Source organism: Candidatus Poribacteria bacterium, assembly GCA_028820845.1.
Taxonomy (GTDB): domain Bacteria; phylum Poribacteria; class WGA-4E; order WGA-4E; family WGA-3G; genus WGA-3G.
Genome location: JAPPII010000069.1, coordinates 1 through 18,270 on the forward strand (window position 1 = coordinate 1; position 18,270 = coordinate 18,270).

Here is an 18,270-nt window from a genome sequence, read left to right on the forward strand (position 1 = left end):
AAACTCCCCCAGACGGACTCGAACCGCCGACACGATGGTTAACAGCCATCTGCTCTACCGACTGAGCTATGGGGGAATACTGATGTTAATTATAACCCATCTCGCCAGCAATTGCAAATTAAAATTGCACTTTTTTGTTACGAACGAAACAGAGGCCATTTCCGTGGATCTAACCGCCCTTGCAAAAATCCCCAAATGACCCCGGCAGCGAGCCATACGAGGAACCCGATTGTCCCGACCGATAAAGCATGCGGGTAAAACTCGCCTGCCGTCCCCCCATAGCGTTCGTCGCGGGGCGGACCGGAGTCGTAGAAGTGATCAAAAATCTCGAAAATCCCTCTGTGAGGGAACAGCGGCGGATTACCCACGGCTATATGAAAGATAACTGCTACTGCAAACAACCATAAGTAAGCCGCGATGATTCCGCAGAGAGATCTCAAAAATAGAGTGCCGAGAAACCGAAGCCCGGCTATACATTTTTGTATGAACATAACTTCACCTTCAGGATGTTATTACTTTTATGGTATAGCCTCAGTGTTTATAGGAGAAGGGTATATGATATTAGTTAGGTATAGATTTTAATTTCTTCAGGATTTATAGCAACGATACGAGAAATCCGCTCAAGTTCGGCTTCGGACAGCACTTGAATGATGTCTTCCCAGACCCGGTCTTCCCGCTCTGAAGGTATGTATTTATCAATGTTAAACTTGCGGCTGATGACAAGAATTCGGATGTGTGCGTTGTCATCATCGTCAAAAACATCAACGAAATAGTCTGGATCAGGGAAAGATCCTGCTCTAAGTGTATCATAAATTTTCTGCTTTAAAGTTTCACATGCCATACCTCTACCTCTATTACCAGAATTGAACCTCTTCGGGGGTTGACCCAATCAATAAGGAGACGTGTCCCCATTCTTCGTCTGAAAGATGCTTCAGGAGTTCGTCCCAGATGATGTCGCCTCTACCTCCCATCGTGTGTCCGTTGAATTTTCTACTGACAACGACAACATGAATGAAATCGCCAGCTCCATCGGAAACATCAACGAAATCTTTTGCATCGCTGAAGTAACCTGTTTGGAGTGTATCGTGAATTTTTTGCTTTAGTATTTCACATGCCATCGCGTAAATTCTCCATCAGATATTATGGTTTATTTATCGCGTGGGTTGGGTTGAACGGAAAAACAAAACCCTCCAGTTTATACAGAGAAGTTTACTTTTCGATGAACCGTTTGTATAGGTAGAAATAGCGAAACCCAACAATCCAAACGTTACGGATTTTGCCTCAAGACCTGAAGCCCACGAGGAGTTATGCGATAATAGCCCGTTCTGGTTCGAGTTATCAGTCCGTTTTTTATTAAGTGCTTTTCTGCCTGTCCAGTTTTGCTCAGGTAACTCCTGGCATCGTCAGTCAGTAAAAAGTATTCGGTAAGGCAATTGATAATTTCCACGCGGCGATGTTCCTTCCTATCGGCGAGAAGTTCAAGTGCAGGCTGCTCCATTTCTTTACCGGTGGGCAAAGTTGTCCTTTTATAAACAGGTTGGACAGGTTGTGGGGACAGTTCTTCATTACCCGAAGCGTTGAACAAGTTACGTAATTCCGTTGCTTTATTCTCTATCCACGCTTGAAAATCTTCGGAAGAAATCGTTATTTCCCAATCGCCGTTTACTTTTTCAACATTCCATCCGGCGTCCCGCATTTCTTCTTTCCCCTCAGGTCCTTGGGCATGCCAATAGTGCCAGAAGGTTTGGGTAATATTAGCTTCTGCAACATGGTACGTGTTCAAACGCTTTGTAAAAGTGGTTCCGTAAAAAGTAACAGAGTCAGGTGTGTTAATATTTGATGGTGGATATTCATCTGGTCTGATAAGGGCATTCTTACGTTCAATCTCTTCTGCTTCCTCCACGATTTGCTCCATCCTACGCATGAGATGTTCCTGGTCATCAAGGAACCCCATCGCTTCCTTTAACATGCTTGTTCGGTATTCCACCTTTCCTGCTTTTAATACCACAAATTCCCGTGATATATCCACAATGAATCCTTTGCAAACCTCTAGCTCCTCTTCTGTTTTGCTCAACCAAATTGATGTACTTTTGAGATCCTCTTGCCATTCAATCTTCTCTTCTGCTGCTGTTTCTAAATCCTTCTTTAGTTTCGCATTTTCTTCTTCCGCTTTCTCCAATTTCTTTAGCCGTTCTTCCAGTTTAGTCTTCTCCGCTACTACCGTCCTCTGTCGTTCCGTCAAGGTTTTGATGCGTTTGTCACTCTCCAATTCGATAGCTTTTCGACGATTTTCTGTTTCTGAGAGCCGTTCTTTCAATTCAACGTTCTCTGCTTTCAGTTCGTTCAACCGAGTTTGCGCACTACCATATTGTTTTTCTATCTCAATTTTCTCTTTTTCCACTGTGTCCAAGAGTTCTTCATATTCTGCTTTCTCTACTTCTAGCCGTTTTAACTCAGCCTTTTCCGTTTCCACCACCGCCAGTCGATCTGACATTTTCGCGAGGCGTTTCTTGAGGTCAGCATTCTCTACTTCCGTTGGATGCTCTTCAGGTTCATCAGAAAAGAGTCGATCGCGAATATCCTCAACTGCTTCTTTTGCCTCTTTATTTTTAATCTCGCCGAGTACTTCAGCGACGTAAGTTAGGTTTGCCCGAGTGTGTTCGGGGTCAACATCCTCCAACCCTGGATGTGCCCAAAAGTTTCGACCTTCTACTATTGTTTCAGTCTTACTTCGGACCTTTGAATTGGAATCAAACTGTTGACTGAAGCCACGATCACGATACCAATACTTTCCGATAATGTTTGGGAAATTCCTGATATCTATAAGAGATTCTAAGTTTCCGTTGTACCGCTGTAAGTCTCGCTCAAATTGTTCTTCTCCCCAATCGTCCAAAGAATCGCGAATTAAGTCTTCAACCTTTGCCCCTTGAATCCTGTTCAAGCATCGGACGATGAATGGACGCATAGCATCCCGGTATATATCGTGTGCTTTACGAAGTGCCTCTCTGTTAGGATATTTTGTCATATTTATGCCATGAGCCTCCATCTAAATAAATTTCCAAAAGTGTATCATATTTCTCCTGCAGCGTCAACCGCAAATTGGCTTAAATCAGGGTCGTTTAGTTTTAAGTGATAAGTTTATTTATGTAAAGTTTTTTGTTTCCGAAAGCCCGAATTTATTCAGGATAGCATGCTTTTCCCGAACAAGTTCGGGCTTCCGGACCTAAATTATTGGAAAACTAAACAGCCCTGGGCTTAAATTTGGGTTATTCAGTTCTCCAAAAAGCCTAAAAATGAATAACCCTGGCCTTACTAAACTTTAGACAATTTTAAGGGATACACATGTCGCCCCGCTGGGGCTTGGGTCCTGGGGAATAGCGTTTCTATACACATGTCGCCCCGCTGGGGCTTAGCGGTTTGGAGCGCGTTCTATTCACCAAATCCCAAAATTCTGATCCAAACGACCAGTGCTGAGAAGAAAATCCGCGAAATCTGTGTAATCCGCTATAATCCGTGATTCAGACAATCAACAAATATTTTATACACCCTTTATCCTTAAGTCACTCTACAGAGAACACCGCAATTTTACCCGTCTCAATCCACCGTGCCACCACACTCCGCCCCGGAACCACCACATCTTTACCTTCAAACGGCTCCGTCCCGAAATTCGCGAATATCTCAACTGTATCCCCAAACGCAGTGCGTTGAACCTGCTTATCATCGCTCAACCATTCAAAATCTGTTATCGGTTTCCCGCCAATCTGCCGATGCAACGGGGAAAAGAAAGCATAGTGCCGTTTTATCCAATCTTTATGCTTTGAAAACCGTGCTGTGTTTAGATGGTACAACGGCGGGACGTTATAGAGCAGCTCCAACAACGCCACTGTCTCTATTGCATTTTTAAATTTGAGGCTACTATAACCCCAATGATGCGTCGTCACGACCGAATCGTGGAATACGATCTGGTAGAGTGGTAACCGGAAACGTGGGTCGTAATAGATATAGAAGTAATGCTCTTTGAGGGGTACTTGTTTAACGTGAACTGCAGGTGCTTCCGGGGGCCAATACCCGCCTGTATAGTAAGGGGAGGTTTTGTCCTTCATATCTGGATCACCCCACCCAATGACAGGAGACATCATCCCGTGGGCGAAGTGGATCGTTCCTGCAGCGTAGGCGGAACCGCCTTCTGAACCGATGACCATATCATGGGTATCCCGGACCCACGCCATCCGCGCAAGCCGTGCGTTCATGTCATCTAATTGCGTTGCAGGATGTGATGGTGAGTAATCGTCAAAGAGTTCGCCGTAAGCATCGCAGTCAATAAACCATGAGTTAAAGTCTGTTGGCATCTGTGCGACGATGCCGTTAACGCGATCTTCCACGTAAGGTTGGGCAACGATTGGGCTTAAGTGGTATCCTTTCTGTTTAAATCCCTTACTTTTTTTGCCATCGCTCTTGACAATCCCACCGCTCTCATACAGCGACAGGTCAAACTGTGCCGTCTCCCATGTATTCTCTTCATCGGGATGGTGGATGCTATGGTAGGAATCGTAGGGTCCCACCAGATAGCCGAGTTCTCTCGCCTTAGCAACGGCAGTGGGATGCCGAAATCCGTCCTGCCATGAGTCCACACCGAGCCAGAGCCTATCCAATCCGTTTTTCGCGAACCGTTCCAGCAGCTTCACAGATAGACCGTCCCCCCACTCATCTGGATGTCGTAGGGCATTCGGAAACGCCGCGTAGAGCAGCAGACAGTTACGTCGATAGAGTTCTGGAGTCGATAGTGTAGATGGGTTTCGTGAAAGCAATTTTTCCATTTCTGGTGTCCAAGAAATCCCTACCCAAGCCGATGGATTGTAAAAATTGGGCTTCTCCAGCTGCTGACTTATCGCACGACTCACAACCCGTTGCGCGTAATTAGATGGGTGTACTGACTCGGCGATCTCTTGGATGGCTTTCTTCGCTTCTGTATTCAATCGTGAAAAGATACGTGCCTGAACATTCTCGGCTGTCCATTCATCACCACCGCGACTGAGTTCTGTGGCGAACGCTTTCCAATCCGTTACATCGGACCGACTGAGCAATTTACCGCCCCAGAGATAGGCATGCGCGGCACCGAGTAATTTCTCCGCTTCAGGGGTCTGCTCAATCTTTTCAGCGAACGAGACAAATTCACCGTTTTGCTGGAGCCATTTTCGGTATTGTTTGGCAGGTTCAACGGGGGATGCCTCGCCGAGCGAGATACGCACGCCGTATTTTTTTTCTTTCCAGTTTGGTGTGAAAGTGTGTGACACCTGCATGCCTAAGGTAGATGTTGCAGTCTTATGGAACCGGATTTTGTTGTTGAACGGATTTGTTAAAATATAGGTGAGTATTCTATCGCCAAGGTCGAGTCCCCAGAAGGGCATAGAGAGACCTGCGGTTGTGTTTATCGGTCCCCTTTCAGATAGAAAGTCCTGCCACATCTCGTCATCTTTTGGTACGTAACTCCCTTCAAAAAAAGGGAGAATATAAGCGTGAATAGACTCGGTGTTTTCAATAACCGGCCACGTTAAACTTTGTGCCTCGCTTGTGTCGCCATCTTGCGTAAATTCTATCGTTAGAGAGTCTTGTTGCCACTCAAGTTCAACGCGGACACTTAGAGAACGTTCTGGTAACTTCCAACTGATAACACCATCTTTGTGAGAGAAGTCTGTCACAGTACCAAATCCCTGCTGTTTCGACGAGATCGGTATTGTTATATTTGTGCCTGCCGGATAGGCGTACACGGCAAGCGACTCGGTTAAGATTTCTACATCCCATATCTCGTTGTTGAAGCGAACCGAAGTCAATGTGTCACTCATACTGATAGAAGCCAATAGAAATATTCCTATAGATAAGATGGAAAGTCGTAGTTTGGACACTGGTGTTTATCCTCATTCAAAAAGTTGTGAGACTTGACACGAAAAGCCTTCGACGACATCTTCACCGGTAAGGGTATCTTCGCGTGTAAGCACTTTGATATCTGTCTCTGAACGATACACCGTTACCGTTTTTGCCACAGGTTCAATCACCCAAACGAGCTGCGTTCCGCCACTCAGATAGGTGAGCGCCTTTTCAAAGACACGGAACAGAACATCTGTTGGGGAAACGACTTCAACAGCTAGATCCGGTGGGATTGAGAACGCCTTACGTCTGTCATCTGGCAGTCGTTCTGTCGAAACAAACGCAATATCTGGTATCAAGAACCTATCGCCAATCTTAAAACCGGTGTCCGATGTGTAGACACGTCCGAGTTGATTTTCACGAACGTGTGAGTATAAATACCACTGGATGTTAGAGCTAATATCGCCGTGTTCGCCCGAAGTTGGTGGCATCGGTATTAATTCTCCTTTGACATATTCGTATCCTTCTAAATCGCTTTCAAGAAACTCCTCAAGCGTCATATCAGTTTCTAACGGCATGAGTGATATTGCCGCTTGTTCGTGACCGGCTTTTAGCGTATTCATCAGCACGCCTCCTTTCTGGATTTCTATGAGAACTGTTTATCTTGACATCTCTTCCCACAACGCCCGATAAAAATTCATCACGCGTAGCGGGTCGGAACTCCCTGCGATTTCAGCGAGTGTGTAACCTGAATACCCGGAATCTTTCAACGATGTAAAGAGTTCCCGCCACGGATACTCGCGCCGGTGGAGTTCCGTGATATGTACCAAACCGATTCTGCCTTTTACAAGATTAAAGTTATTCTGAATAGAGCCATTTTCGACTTCGCCGAAATTAGAGTTCCAGCAGACATAGACGTTATCGTGGTCAGCGACATCAATAATCGTTCGGATGTGCCGGAGTTCAGAGGTGCCGCCCCCGTGTACTTCTAACCGAATCTGCACGCCGAGGTCAGCAGCGAATTCGCCACACTCCCGCAACGCCAATCCGATTTGTTCCAGCGTCTTTTCAATAGGCACTTCTTCGGGAAGACCGTTCGGGCGCACTTTAACGCCGGGTGCCCCAACATCTGCCGCCAGTTGAGAGTACAGCTTCGTTCCGTCTATATTCTGACGAACCACCGATTGATCCACGGCGTGATAGTCAAAAGCGGATCCCAAACCAGCAATCTCAATCGGGGAGTCATCGAATTGTTGCTTTACGGCTGCGCGTTCACTTGCCGAGAGTTCGACTTCAACGCCGTGGGCATGTGTTGTCCGTAACTCCACACCCGCAAACCCTGTTTCTACACAATTGTCAATAATTGTGGGAATATCCCAATCTTTTGCCATATTATACGTAACTAAACCCAGTTTCATAGCGTCTCCTTATCTAAAAAGTTGTGCGACCTGACACGAAAATCCTTCAACAACATCTTCGCCGGTGAGCGTATCGTTGCGTGTGAGCAACTTGATGTCGCTTTCCGAACGATATATCGTCACCGTTTTTGACCTGGGTTCAAGAACCCAGACGAGCCTCACTCCTGCGTTTAAATAGGCGAATGCCTTTTCAATGACCCTGGATTGAGTGTCTGTCCGTGAAACGACTTCAACGGCGAGGTCTGGCGGAATGGCAAACGCAGTGCTTAAATCCTCAGGTATTCGTGCTGTTGATACAAACGCGATGTCTGGTATCAATACCCGATCACCGATCTGGAAACCTGTGTCTGGCGCATAGACATCCCCGAGTTGATTCTCACGCACATATACACCCAAGGGTAAAATGAGATTTATACTAATTTTACCGTGTTCACCTGAAGTTGGTGGCATCGGAATTAATTCTCCTTTCACATATTCATATCCCTCCATATCGCTTTCAAGAAAATCCTGCAACGTCATGTCCGTTTCTATAGGCGCGAGCAATATTGCAGCTTGTTCGTGTGCTTCTTTTTGTGTACCCATCAGAGCCTCTCCCTTTTTTATGCTTACTGTTTTCAATTGCATTATACCGAATTTTTTGCTATAATTTTCTGAAATGAAAAATTCAAGGAGAACACCACTATGGCTTATGCACTTGAAGACGAATTTGGTGATATTATTGGTAAAGCCCGACGCGGGCAGAACATCTCTCAGAACAAAATCGCTACCGCCGCCGGTATTACAGAGGCAGAACTGGCGCGTATGGAACAGTATACCTTAAAACCGACAGAATCGCAAGTCTTTCGTCTCGCAGAAGTACTCAATTTAGACGGTGCCAAGTTGCTCGATATTGCGACGGAGCAGTGGGAACCAGAGCCCGCGCAACAAGCGAGCGACGCAAGTCTCGAAGTTATCACGATTAGCGCGCCAGTCGGCGGGTGGCCCGTCAATGCCTATCTATTGGTATGCAAAGCCACCGATGATGCTGCAATCATTGACACCGCTGCACATCCAGACCTCGTTTTGGAACAGGTGGATGCCCATAACGTGAATCCGACGGCGATCCTTTTGACGCATGCCCACAGCGATCATACCGATGGGTTACCGCAGCTCCAAACCGCCACCGGTTGCGAAACGTACATCCATAAGGACGAACCGAAACCGCGGAGTAACACGCGACTCCGTGAAGTCGCACACGCCGATATCCTCTCCGTTGGTGAACTTATGGTAACCGTTGTCAATACACCCGGACATACACCCGGCGGCTGTAGTTTCCTCACGCAGAACGCAGCATTTGTCGGCGATGCGATTTTCGCCGGTTCTGTCGGGGGTCCCAACATCTCGTATCAGGCTGAAATTGACAGCGTCCGTGACAATCTACTTTCACTTCCTGACGCGGTAAGACTCTACCCAGGACACGGTCCTTCCACGACCGTCGGTGAGGAGAAATTACACAACCCGTTTTTCTAATTTTGTTGTTAAAAAACTTTTCATAATCCAGAGACGGTTGAAATTAACCGAAAACCCGGGGAATGCCATAGGACATTCATACCCCGGTTCATGCCCTAAGGCATGAATACCGTTGATTCTGATTTTTAGTGAGTATATTGTCTTAACTTTACATTACTGCAATTGTTGAAAACCTTTCATAGTCCAGAGGCGGTTAAAATTTGCCGAAAACCACCGTGAAACGAAGTGGAACGGTGACCAGATTTAATCGTTAAAAATTTGTTCTCGTATCTGATTCAACGTTTCCTTTCGATCGGTCTATCGCTTTTAGCGGTATCGCTCCTTGTCTTTTTGATGGTGCATCTCATCCCAGGCGATGCCGCTGTCGCTATTTTGGGAGAGCGTGCTACCGAAAGAGCACTCACCGAACTCCGAGAGGAGATGGGACTGGACAAGCCGCTTTATTACCAATACGCCAAGTTCTTGTGGGATATCGCGCACCTTGATTTCGGACGCTCCTTTAAAACAAAGCAACCCGTCATTGACGAGATCAAACGTTATTTCCCAGCGACTGTTGAGTTAACCCTCGCTGCGATGGCTTTTTCGATGCTGTTCGGCATCGCTGCGGGGGTTATTGCTGCCGTCTCGCGTGGAACGTTTTGGGACTATTTTTCCATGTCGGTTTCCCTTGCTGGGATCTCTATGCCGATCTTCTGGCTGGGTTTGATGCTCATACTCCTCTTCTCCTATTTTTTCCCGATACTTCCGAGCACAGGACGCTTAGATGTCGTCTTAGATTTAGATATCCAATCCCGCACGGGTCTGTATCTCATTGATACGCTGCTTGCCGGAAACTTTACCGCCTTTCGGAATGCTATTGCCCACTTAATCCTTCCAGCCATTACGTTGGGAACTATCCCATTAGCGATTATTGCTCGGATGACGCGTTCGAGTCTACTTGAAGTCCTGAATCAACCGTATATTACAACGGCGTATGCGAAGGGCTTGCCACGCTGGAAGGTTATCGGCAAACACGCCATGAAGAATAGCATGGTGCCTGTTTTGACGATCATTGGACTGGAATTCGGCTATCTGATGGGAGGTGCTATTTTAACCGAACATATCTTCTCGTGGCCCGGACTCGGTTCGTGGTTGCGTGCTGCCGTTGAGGCGCGCGATGTCCGGGCAGTACAAGGCGGCGTACTTTTCGTCGCAACGGTCTTTATGCTCGTCAATCTTATCGTTGATATGTTGTATGCCTATTTCGATCCGCGTCTCCGAGTGGAGGACGCTGCCAAATGAATACATCGGGGACTGTTACCAGCCAAGGACACGTTTTTCGGAAGTTGCTCCGACACCGTTCTGCGACTATTGGTGCCTCCATCATCCTATTTTTTATTTTTCTCGCTATCTTCGCGCCGCTCATTGCAACACACGATCCGAGACAGGCGAACGTCGTTGAACGTCTGAGCGGTTGGTCGGCGACGCACTACCTCGGCACCGATGGTGTGGGACGGGACATCTTCAGTAGGATTGTCTACGGCACTCAAATTTCTCTGCGGGTTGGACTTATCGCGATGACGTTTTCGATCGGGTTCGGCACGCTGTTCGGGGCAATCGCCGGTTATTACGGCGGTAGACTTGATAACGCTGTTATGCGTGTCATGGATATGATGCTTGCGATGCCGAGTATCCTCCTCGCCATGGTGATTGTCACCATTCTCGGACAGAGCCTCACGAATGCGATTATCGCTGTTTCTATCGTCTATATTCCGCAATACGCCCGCATTTTGCGTGCAGCCGTCCTGAAGGTCAGAGAATTAGATTATGTCGTCGCCGCGAAGGTCATTGGTGCAAGTGACAGTCGCATTCTCCTAACGACTGTGCTTCCGAACTGTATTGCGCCATTGATTGTCCAAGCCACGTTGGGTATCGGCGCAGCAATTTTAGATGCAGCGGGTCTCAGTTTTTTAGGACTCGGCGCGGAGATTGGCGAACCTGAATGGGGTGCGATGCTCAACGAGAACCGGAAGTTTATCCGCCGTGCCCCGCTCACTGTTACCGCCCCCGGTATCGCTATTTTTCTGATTGTCTTAGGTTTCAACCTCCTCGGCGATGCCCTCCGAGACGCACTTGATCCGCAGATAGATTGAGGATTTTAACATCGGATTCCCGAAAAACCTTTGCAAATTTTTCTAATCCATTATATACTTTCTGAGGCAACGGTTATATTTCACGAGAAAAGGAAACACATGCATGAACATACTCGTCCTTCACGGACCGAATCTGCATCTCTTAGGGAAACGCCAACCCGAAATCTATGGACACCAAACGTTAGCAGACATCAACGCCACGCTTGATCGGCACGCTGCAGCATCACCGCATGAGATTGTACTCAAAATCTTCCAGTCTAACCACGAAGGCGAACTCGTCTCTATCATCGGAGACCACATTGATTGGGCAGACGGCATCCTGATTAACCCCGCTGCCTATACGCATACCAGTGTCGCCATTCGAGATGCTCTTTCTACCGTCGCACTTCCCGTTATTGAGATTCATCTCTCCAACATCTATGCCCGCGAAGCGTTTCGGCATCATTCTTATATATCGGCGGTTGCTGTCGGAGTCATCGGCGGTTTCGGAACCCATAGTTATACCCTCGCCCTTGAGGCAATGATCCAGATTTTGCAACAAACTCAGGAGAATTAAAAAACGCGAAGCCTGAAACGAAGTGGAAGGCGGGTGTACGGGGACGCTTCTGAAATTTTACACGTTCCTTACCGAACCGCAAGGAAAGTTAAAAAAATGGCAAAAAATCCGTTTATACCGTTTAGTCGTCCTTGGATTGATGATACCGAAATAGAAGCCGTGAGTCAAGTGCTCGCTTCCAAATGGATCAGCACAGGTAACAGAACGCGCGAATTTGAACGTGCTTTTGCCGAATATCTCGGTGTCAAGCACGCGATCGCTGTCAGTTCTTGCACTGCTGCATTACATCTGAGTCTTGTTGTCGCTGGTGTTGGTAGTGGCGATGAAGTCATCACGACCCCTTATACCTTCACCGCAACCGCCGAAGCGATCCGGTATGTCGGCGCGAAACCCGTCTTTGTAGACATTCAGCCCGATACCTTGAACATCGACGTAACCCAGATTGAACAGGCTATCACACAGCGTACGAAGGCAATAATGCCCGTCCATTTCGCCGGACTCCCCTGTGATATGGATGTCCTCCAGGACATCTGCCGAAACCATAATCTCATACTCATTGACGACGCTGCCCACGCCATTCCAACTGAATACAAAGGGCAGTACATCGGCAACATCGGCGACCTCTCCGCTTTTAGTTTCTATGCGAATAAAAACCTCACGACAGGTGAGGGTGGTATGATTACCACCAACAACGATGAATTTGCCAAACCGCTCCGTACAATGCGGCTCCACGGGATCGACAAAGACGCTTGGGCACGTCAATCACAGCGCGACATCTGGCGGTATGACATCGCCACCGAGGGATATAAGTACAACATGACCGATATTCAAGCGGCGATAGGATTGTGCCAACTCATGAAGCTCAACAAGCAACATGAACGCCGCCGAGATCTCGCGCAGATATATCAAAAGGAACTGGCAAATTTCTCGCAAATCAACACACCAGTAGTACCCGATAATCCCAACGAGCATTCTTGGCACCTCTACATTATTCAACTCCCCCCCGGTGAACGCGAAGGATTTATCGGAGCCCTACGCGAGGCGAACATTGAATGCAGTGTCCACTATATCCCGTTACATCTCTTCGAGTTTTATCAGAAGCAATACGGTTATTGCATAGGTGATTTCCCGTGCGCTGAAGCAGCATTTGAACGCGTCGTGAGTCTCCCCCTTCATCCTGGACTAACCGAAGAGGAGATTCATATCGTAATCGATGCGATAGGGAAAATCGTGGGATAAGAGTCCAGCAAAATAGGTAGGCGAGGTTTGCAACCTCGCCGGTTCAGACGGTATTATCAGCCAAGTGCGTATATTCACTATAACAAAAGATGGAAACACCTAACCCGTCAAACGCCACGCTTTACCAAATTATCCCCGCCGAAGTGTGCTTCTCTTGTGATGTCTGTTGTCGGTTTTTGGAGGCGGACAGCCCACTCGCACCCATCTTCACAGAAGGAGAGAGGGAAAAGGTTATCGCAGCGGGTGCGGATCCCGCACTGTTCCGTCCACAAGCCGATGGGAAAAGCGCGCAGATTCAACTAAAACCCCACACAGATTTCTACATCTGCCCCTTTTTTGATCCAGAAACGAGCCACTGCACTATCTATCCAATCCGTCCGCTTGACTGCCAACTCTATCCGTTTGCGTTAATGTTCAGTAAAGACGGAGGCGCGGTTGTCCTCGGTGTGGATACCCTCTGTCCATTTGGTGAGGAACACCTTGAAACAGAAGCCTTCCAGCGTCACATCCGCGATGTCATCAATTACATTGAATCCGAGGCGGTTACAGCGCAGATCACTGCGAACTGGCACATCATCGGTGATTATCAAGAGACCGTGAAGATTGTCCACAGGCTTCGTAACAGTGATTGTCTAATCGCTATGCTTCAAACCAATTGAGAGATGCAACTGCGACCGCTGACCCTCAATGACAAACCGATGTTTGACTTATATGCAGAGAACGAAGTTGGGAAACCTTGCCAACACACGCGCTTGTCAAGTTATGCGTTTGCTCCGTTATATATATGGCGCGATCACTTCACATTTTATTGGGGAGAGTTGGCAGGACATCTGTGTGTTTTCGCAAAGCAGAACGACGATTATTTTATGCCAATTTTACCGATACCCTACGAAGTCGGGAGTTGTCGTTATTTGAAGGTGGTACGTGAGGCGTATCAGTTTATGTTGGAATCGAGTCGAAACCCACATATCGTCCGAATCGAAAATGTTCCGAAGGAGATGCTCCGTTTCTTTAAAGAAAATGGATTTTCTGCGACTTTGAAGGAGACGGAATATCTCTATGAAACAGAGACGCTTAGCCGACTAAGCGGGAATCGCTACAAGAGCAAACGGAGTGCCTACAATGCCTTTGTTGCAAAACACCCGTCGGTAACACTCACACCGTATTGTTCTGCCGATCGAGATGCCTGTTTCGCCCGCTGTGACGCATGGCGAACCGAACGTGCGTCGCAATGTAACGATGATATTTATTGTGTAATGCTTGATAATTCGCGTGCCGCACACCGAACCGCTATTGCAGACGCAGACGCACTCGGACTTATTGGTAGGGTTGTTCGTATCAATGGTGAGATCAAAGCCTATACCTTCGGCTATCCACTAAACACCGATACGTTTTGCGTCTTGTTTGAAGTCACAGATCTCCGCACAAAGGGACTGGCACAATTCATCTATCGCGAATTCTGTCGTGAATTAGTCGGGACTTACAGGTGGATTAACGCTATGGACGATTCCGGGTTGGAAAATCTAAGGCGCGTCAAACGTTCTTATCATCCGACTCGGTTGGTTCCATCCTATAACATCGTGAGTCCGCCAACCGTCTGCAGCCAAGCGTAAGAAATATGAGAGCAGCACTTATCTTTCTCAACGGCTATTACGATCTACGCTATCTCGATTTTTACCGTTCCGAGATTGCGCGCGCGATAGAGAACCGTTTTCCGCTTATCTGTGCCGACGGGGGTATTCGCATCTTTGACGAATTAAATCGACAGGCAAGCACTCCGGTGGTCCCAGATATACATATAGGGGATATGGACTCGGTTCCAGACGGTGCCACGAAAGCGAAGCGGACTGTTCAGAAGTGGGTTGGGCAGACAGACAAAGATTGGACAGATGGGCAGCTCGCTGTGGATTACACATTGGAAAAGGACGGCTGCCGACATATTATCATCTACGGCGGTTTGCCGCGTCCGGACGAGTATGAAACCGACCAGTTCCTTGGAAACCTAAAACTGATGCGTTTTGGGCGTTATCGGCTTTCTTCGGACGAACCTTACAGTGCCGAGATGCGGGATCCGAGACAAACGATCCATTATGTTTTATCGACGATACAGCTGTCTCGAAAAAACAGTGGATTGCAACGGGTTTCACTCATTGCCGATGTTCCGAACGTCGTCGTAGAAACGAGCGAGAACCTGCGTTGGGATTTAGCATCGCTCCACATCCATCCCGACTTAACAAACGCGCTTCGCAACGAATTTATAGAAGGCGCGGAATGGGCAACGCTCACGCTTGTTGACGACTCCGCACCTGTTTATGTGATTCATAATTGGTGAATCAGTAATGATTTAAGCGTTTCTGTATCCAGATTCGCGCCGCTCATTACCATCACCACGTTTTTACCGGTGAGTGTATCGGTGAGTTTATGTGCTGCTGCGAGGGGTGCCGCACCGGCACCTTCTGCCAAATTATGTGTCCAGCGCAACGCCAAACGCATACCCTCCTCCAGTTCTGACTCACTCAACAGCACAATGTCGTGAATACTTTTGTTGATGATGGAGAGTGGCAGCGGGAAGGGGGCACGCGTCGCGATGCCGTCTGCAATTGTATCGCAGGAATCGGTTTCTATACGCCGTCCGGCTTTCCACGATTGGTAGATAGCGGGTGCGTTTTCCGCTTGCACGCCGATGACTTTGACATTTGGGTTAATCGCTTTGGAGACAGTAATAGCACCACAACAACCACTTCCTCCGCCGATGGGTACAATGATTGCATCTACATTCGGGAGGTCCTCAAAGATCTCAAGCGAATAAGTACCGACCCCGTGAAAAAGTGCCGGTTCCATGCACGGATGCACGTAATAGAGTCCGCGTTCCTGTTGGAGTTTTTCGCACAATTCGAGTGCCTCGTCAAAGTCTGCACCGTGCTCAATCAATTCAGCACCGAAGGCGCGCATCGCACTGTTCTTCTCCGGATTATTTCCGTATGGTACAACGACTGTTGATTTGACCCCAAACTGGGCTGCGGCATAAGCAATGGACTGACCGTGATTCCCGCGGGTCGCTGTAAGAACTCCTTTTTCGCGTTGTGCTTGTGGCAGGTGATGCATGAAATTTAGTCCGCCACGTACCTTAAAACTACCTGTCGGATGGTGATTTTCGTGTTTGACATACGCTTGGAATCCGAGACGCTCGGACAATTCGGGATAATGGATTAAAGGTGTCTGTTTTAAAAAACGTGCCACGACCTTCCTCGCAGCAAGGATATGTTGAAATGTAACTGCTTCCACAAATCCTCCTTGACTGACAACTGATAACTGACAACTGTTAACTATTGAAAACCTAAAAAACCTATGCTAATATGATAGCATACCTTGAACGGGCATATCAAAGTTAATCGCAGAGGAAGGAAATATCTATGGCACAAGAGTGGCACTCCACACAATTAAAGATTGATGAAACCGAGGATCTTATTGAGACCTGTTATGAAAACGGATGGACAGACGGACTTCCGGTTGTTCCACCAACGCCTGAACGCGTCGAACGCATGCTGAACGGCACAGACAGAGATCCAAACGAACTTATCGCCGCAGTTCCACCAAAATGGGGCAGAGCGACTGTCGAAAAGGTGGCTATTAACGCCGTCATGGCAGGGTGCAAACCGGCATATCTACCACTCATCCTCACCGCTGTTGAGGCGATGACCGCTGAGCAGTTCAACCTTCACGGCGTTCAAGTCACAACTTCTCATGTTGGCCCAATGCTCATTGTCAACGGACCCGCCCGAAAACAGTTGGAAATTAACGATGGATTTAACCTCTTCGGGCAAGGATGGCGGGCGAATGCGACGATCGGACGCGCCTTACGCCTCGTCTGTACGAATATCGGTGGCGGTTTACCGGGTGAACTTGATCGGGCGGCGTTCGGACACGCTGGAAAATATACCTGCTGTATTGCTGAAAAAGAGGAAGATAGTCCTTGGGAACCTCTGCATGTTGACCGCGGATTCCAAACAGACGATAGCACAGTTACCGTTTTTGCGGGTGCCGCGCCGCAACCGGTAAATGACCACGGCAACAATACCGCAGAAGGCATCCTTAACACGGTTGCCGAGAATATCGCTGCTCCGGGTAACACTGGCGGTGAAACGCTCCTCGTCATAGGCGTTGAACATGCCAAAACGATCTCTGAGGATGGCTTCAGTAAATCCGATATACGTCAGTACATCGCTGATAACACGAAACAATACTCGGTGGACGATTTGATGCTCATGGTTGCGGGTGGACCGGCAGGCAGATGGACGATTGCTGTTCCCGGATGGGGGTCGCCAACCTCTCGTGCAATCACACTTGGACTATAGCAATTCGCTATTCGCGGTTTGCTGTTCGTAAAGAAATTGTTAACGCGCATCAGATCCCTCTTTGCTAACAGCTGATTGTGAACTGTGAACTGCCTACCAGAAAATGTACTTGCAAGTTGGGAAAAAATGTGGTATCCTTAAATACACAAAATAGGAAACCAAAATCTGTTTTTTGACGTTATACTAAAGGAATGTGTGCGATGGACGCAAGAACGCTGTCTCTACCAATTAGCACCCTCGATTACAAACAGCCCGTCACCGTGCCAGTCGGCTCTCCAGTTTCTGTTGCCATTGACACGATGCAAGAAAGGGGAACAGGGTGTGTCCTCGTCGTTGATGACGATGAACAGTTGGTTGGAATTATCACTGAGCGCGACTTAATCCGTCACGTGAGTGGGCAGCGCGCCGCACCTGTAGATTTTAAGGTTGAACGGGTTATGACACCGGATCCAGAAACACTACGCGCCAGTGACCCGATCGCCTTCGCATTAAACCTGATGCATCTCGGGCATTTCCGACACTTACCCCTCTGCGTCTGGGACGACCAAGGCGAAGCATACCCCATCGGAATAATTTCAACCCGCGATATTCTCGAACACATCGCTATATTCATAGAAAACCAAGATTAAGGGGCGCAACCATGCTGTACGATTTAGCTATTGATGAAGAATTAGAGCAGATGGACCAAGAAGAGGCATTAAGGGCATGGGACGCACGAGAAATTCAGGTGTCGCTAAAAGAGTTGATGCGACCTATTGTCACTATTGACATCAACTGCAGTGTGAACGAAGCAATTGATCTGCTGTTGTCAAATAACATCGGCGCAGCACCTGTTGTTGAAGACGGTTATCTTCGCGGGATTTTTAGTGAAAGAGATGTCCTAAACAGAATTCTCAATAAACAGGTAGGAGATCTCGATAACGTCGGCGTTACACAATTTATGATACTGGAGCCGCAGACAGCGAACCCTGAAGATTCTTTGAGCACCGCTGTTCTTTATATGGCGCGCGGCCACTATCGACACGTCCCTATTGTTGATACCGAGAACCGACCGATTGGCATGGTTTCGATTCGTGACGTAATCTCTTATCTCGTTGAGGAATTTTCCCAAGAAGTTTTAGCACTACCTCCGCGGCCCGTTCGAGATGCCATGAAAGCCCGAGAAGGTGCGTAAATGTTTTAGAACTTTTCATATT

20 protein-coding genes and 1 tRNA gene are annotated in these 18,270 nt (G+C 47.8%); 11 read left to right on the top strand and 10 right to left on the bottom strand.

The window, feature by feature from the left end:
• Window positions 1-3: 3 nt before the first annotated feature.
• The 9 genes from OXN25_14080 to OXN25_14120 all read right to left on the bottom strand — a co-directional run bounded on the left by OXN25_14080 (window position 4) and on the right by OXN25_14120 (window position 7,865).
• Window positions 4-76: transfer RNA gene (locus tag OXN25_14080), tRNA-Asn, on the bottom strand.
• A gap of 61 nt (window positions 77-137) precedes the next feature.
• The gene (locus tag OXN25_14085; GenBank protein ID MDE0425982.1) at window positions 138-491 is read right to left on the bottom strand and encodes a hypothetical protein; all 354 of its coding nucleotides are present in this window, start codon (window positions 489-491) and stop codon (window positions 138-140) included.
• 74 nt (window positions 492-565) lie between these two features.
• Window positions 566-841: a hypothetical protein gene (locus OXN25_14090; protein ID MDE0425983.1), complete on the bottom strand. Its 276-nt coding sequence runs from the start codon at window positions 839-841 to the stop codon at window positions 566-568.
• A 13-nt stretch (window positions 842-854) separates the two neighbouring features.
• Complete coding sequence (locus tag OXN25_14095) at window positions 855-1,118, bottom strand: hypothetical protein (protein MDE0425984.1); 264 nt, start codon at window positions 1,116-1,118, stop codon at window positions 855-857.
• 149 nt (window positions 1,119-1,267) lie between these two features.
• Window positions 1,268-3,025, bottom strand: a complete 1,758-nt coding sequence (locus OXN25_14100) for a hypothetical protein (protein ID MDE0425985.1) — start codon at window positions 3,023-3,025, stop codon at window positions 1,268-1,270.
• Between the two features lie 535 nt (window positions 3,026-3,560).
• Complete coding sequence (locus OXN25_14105) at window positions 3,561-5,858, bottom strand: hypothetical protein (protein MDE0425986.1); 2,298 nt, start codon at window positions 5,856-5,858, stop codon at window positions 3,561-3,563.
• Between the two features lie 57 nt (window positions 5,859-5,915).
• Window positions 5,916-6,488 (bottom strand): Uma2 family endonuclease, encoded by a 573-nt coding sequence (locus OXN25_14110; GenBank protein MDE0425987.1) that lies wholly within the window; start codon window positions 6,486-6,488, stop codon window positions 5,916-5,918.
• Window positions 6,489-6,524: 36 nt separating this feature from the next.
• A complete protein-coding gene (locus OXN25_14115) occupies window positions 6,525-7,283 on the bottom strand; it encodes a sugar phosphate isomerase/epimerase (GenBank protein ID MDE0425988.1) in 759 nt (252 codons plus the stop codon).
• A 9-nt stretch (window positions 7,284-7,292) separates the two neighbouring features.
• Window positions 7,293-7,865, bottom strand: coding sequence for a Uma2 family endonuclease (locus OXN25_14120; protein ID MDE0425989.1), 573 nt, complete (start codon window positions 7,863-7,865; stop codon window positions 7,293-7,295).
• A 99-nt stretch (window positions 7,866-7,964) separates the two neighbouring features.
• Here OXN25_14120 and OXN25_14125 point away from each other — a divergent pair, with 99 nt between their 5' ends.
• The 8 genes from OXN25_14125 (at window position 7,965) to OXN25_14160 (ending at window position 15,051) form a co-directional block, all read left to right on the top strand.
• Window positions 7,965-8,792 carry an MBL fold metallo-hydrolase gene (locus OXN25_14125; protein MDE0425990.1) on the top strand — a complete coding sequence of 276 codons (828 nt, stop codon included), beginning with the start codon at window positions 7,965-7,967 and terminating at the stop codon, window positions 8,790-8,792.
• A gap of 258 nt (window positions 8,793-9,050) precedes the next feature.
• Window positions 9,051-10,073: an ABC transporter permease gene (locus tag OXN25_14130; protein MDE0425991.1), complete on the top strand. Its 1,023-nt coding sequence runs from the start codon at window positions 9,051-9,053 to the stop codon at window positions 10,071-10,073.
• Window positions 10,070-10,924 (top strand): ABC transporter permease, encoded by an 855-nt coding sequence (locus tag OXN25_14135; protein MDE0425992.1) that lies wholly within the window; start codon window positions 10,070-10,072, stop codon window positions 10,922-10,924. The genes OXN25_14130 and OXN25_14135 overlap by 4 nt, the downstream gene beginning before the upstream one ends.
• A 103-nt stretch (window positions 10,925-11,027) precedes the next feature.
• A complete protein-coding gene (gene aroQ / locus OXN25_14140) occupies window positions 11,028-11,480 on the top strand; it encodes a type II 3-dehydroquinate dehydratase (GenBank protein ID MDE0425993.1) in 453 nt (150 codons plus the stop codon).
• A gap of 96 nt (window positions 11,481-11,576) precedes the next feature.
• Complete coding sequence (locus OXN25_14145; protein MDE0425994.1) at window positions 11,577-12,719, top strand: DegT/DnrJ/EryC1/StrS family aminotransferase; 1,143 nt, start codon at window positions 11,577-11,579, stop codon at window positions 12,717-12,719.
• A gap of 89 nt (window positions 12,720-12,808) precedes the next feature.
• Entirely contained in the window at window positions 12,809-13,378 is a 570-nt protein-coding gene (locus OXN25_14150) for a YkgJ family cysteine cluster protein (protein MDE0425995.1), read from the top strand.
• Between the two features lie 39 nt (window positions 13,379-13,417).
• Entirely contained in the window at window positions 13,418-14,332 is a 915-nt protein-coding gene (locus OXN25_14155) for a phosphatidylglycerol lysyltransferase domain-containing protein (GenBank protein ID MDE0425996.1), read from the top strand.
• A 5-nt stretch (window positions 14,333-14,337) separates the two neighbouring features.
• Entirely contained in the window at window positions 14,338-15,051 is a 714-nt protein-coding gene (locus OXN25_14160; GenBank protein ID MDE0425997.1) for a hypothetical protein, read from the top strand.
• Here the strand turns inward: OXN25_14160 and OXN25_14165 are convergent.
• Window positions 15,039-16,004: a threonine dehydratase gene (locus tag OXN25_14165; protein ID MDE0425998.1), complete on the bottom strand. Its 966-nt coding sequence runs from the start codon at window positions 16,002-16,004 to the stop codon at window positions 15,039-15,041. The genes OXN25_14160 and OXN25_14165 overlap by 13 nt on opposite strands.
• 128 nt (window positions 16,005-16,132) lie before the next feature.
• Here OXN25_14165 and OXN25_14170 point away from each other — a divergent pair, with 128 nt between their 5' ends.
• From OXN25_14170 to OXN25_14180, 3 genes are all read left to right on the top strand, one after another.
• Window positions 16,133-17,074: a hypothetical protein gene (locus OXN25_14170; protein ID MDE0425999.1), complete on the top strand. Its 942-nt coding sequence runs from the start codon at window positions 16,133-16,135 to the stop codon at window positions 17,072-17,074.
• Between the two features lie 200 nt (window positions 17,075-17,274).
• Window positions 17,275-17,703, top strand: coding sequence for a CBS domain-containing protein (locus OXN25_14175; GenBank protein MDE0426000.1), 429 nt, complete (start codon window positions 17,275-17,277; stop codon window positions 17,701-17,703).
• Between the two features lie 11 nt (window positions 17,704-17,714).
• Complete coding sequence (locus OXN25_14180; protein MDE0426001.1) at window positions 17,715-18,248, top strand: CBS domain-containing protein; 534 nt, start codon at window positions 17,715-17,717, stop codon at window positions 18,246-18,248.
• Window positions 18,249-18,270 lie beyond the last annotated feature (22 nt).

Excerpts from the sequence above, each read along its gene's own strand:
- OXN25_14160 (MDE0425997.1), top strand. The coding sequence starts at position 14,338 with ATGAGAGCAGCACTTATCTTTCTCAACGGCTATTACGATCTACGCTAT.
- OXN25_14085 (MDE0425982.1), bottom strand. The coding sequence starts at position 491 with ATGTTCATACAAAAATGTATAGCCGGGCTTCGGTTTCTCGGCACTCTA.
- OXN25_14175 (MDE0426000.1), top strand. The coding sequence starts at position 17,275 with ATGGACGCAAGAACGCTGTCTCTACCAATTAGCACCCTCGATTACAAA.
- OXN25_14120 (MDE0425989.1), bottom strand. The coding sequence starts at position 7,865 with ATGGGTACACAAAAAGAAGCACACGAACAAGCTGCAATATTGCTCGCG.
- OXN25_14170 (MDE0425999.1), top strand. The coding sequence starts at position 16,133 with ATGGCACAAGAGTGGCACTCCACACAATTAAAGATTGATGAAACCGAG.
- OXN25_14095 (MDE0425984.1), bottom strand. The coding sequence starts at position 1,118 with ATGGCATGTGAAATACTAAAGCAAAAAATTCACGATACACTCCAAACA.
- OXN25_14115 (MDE0425988.1), bottom strand. The coding sequence starts at position 7,283 with ATGAAACTGGGTTTAGTTACGTATAATATGGCAAAAGATTGGGATATT.
- OXN25_14180 (MDE0426001.1), top strand. The coding sequence starts at position 17,715 with ATGCTGTACGATTTAGCTATTGATGAAGAATTAGAGCAGATGGACCAA.
- OXN25_14100 (MDE0425985.1), bottom strand. The coding sequence starts at position 3,025 with ATGACAAAATATCCTAACAGAGAGGCACTTCGTAAAGCACACGATATA.
- OXN25_14145 (MDE0425994.1), top strand. The coding sequence starts at position 11,577 with ATGGCAAAAAATCCGTTTATACCGTTTAGTCGTCCTTGGATTGATGAT.
- OXN25_14135 (MDE0425992.1), top strand. The coding sequence starts at position 10,070 with ATGAATACATCGGGGACTGTTACCAGCCAAGGACACGTTTTTCGGAAG.
- OXN25_14110 (MDE0425987.1), bottom strand. The coding sequence starts at position 6,488 with ATGAATACGCTAAAAGCCGGTCACGAACAAGCGGCAATATCACTCATG.
- OXN25_14090 (MDE0425983.1), bottom strand. The coding sequence starts at position 841 with ATGGCATGTGAAACTTTAAAGCAGAAAATTTATGATACACTTAGAGCA.
- OXN25_14150 (MDE0425995.1), top strand. The coding sequence starts at position 12,809 with ATGGAAACACCTAACCCGTCAAACGCCACGCTTTACCAAATTATCCCC.
- OXN25_14155 (MDE0425996.1), top strand. The coding sequence starts at position 13,418 with ATGTTTGACTTATATGCAGAGAACGAAGTTGGGAAACCTTGCCAACAC.
- aroQ (MDE0425993.1), top strand. The coding sequence starts at position 11,028 with ATGAACATACTCGTCCTTCACGGACCGAATCTGCATCTCTTAGGGAAA.
- OXN25_14125 (MDE0425990.1), top strand. The coding sequence starts at position 7,965 with ATGGCTTATGCACTTGAAGACGAATTTGGTGATATTATTGGTAAAGCC.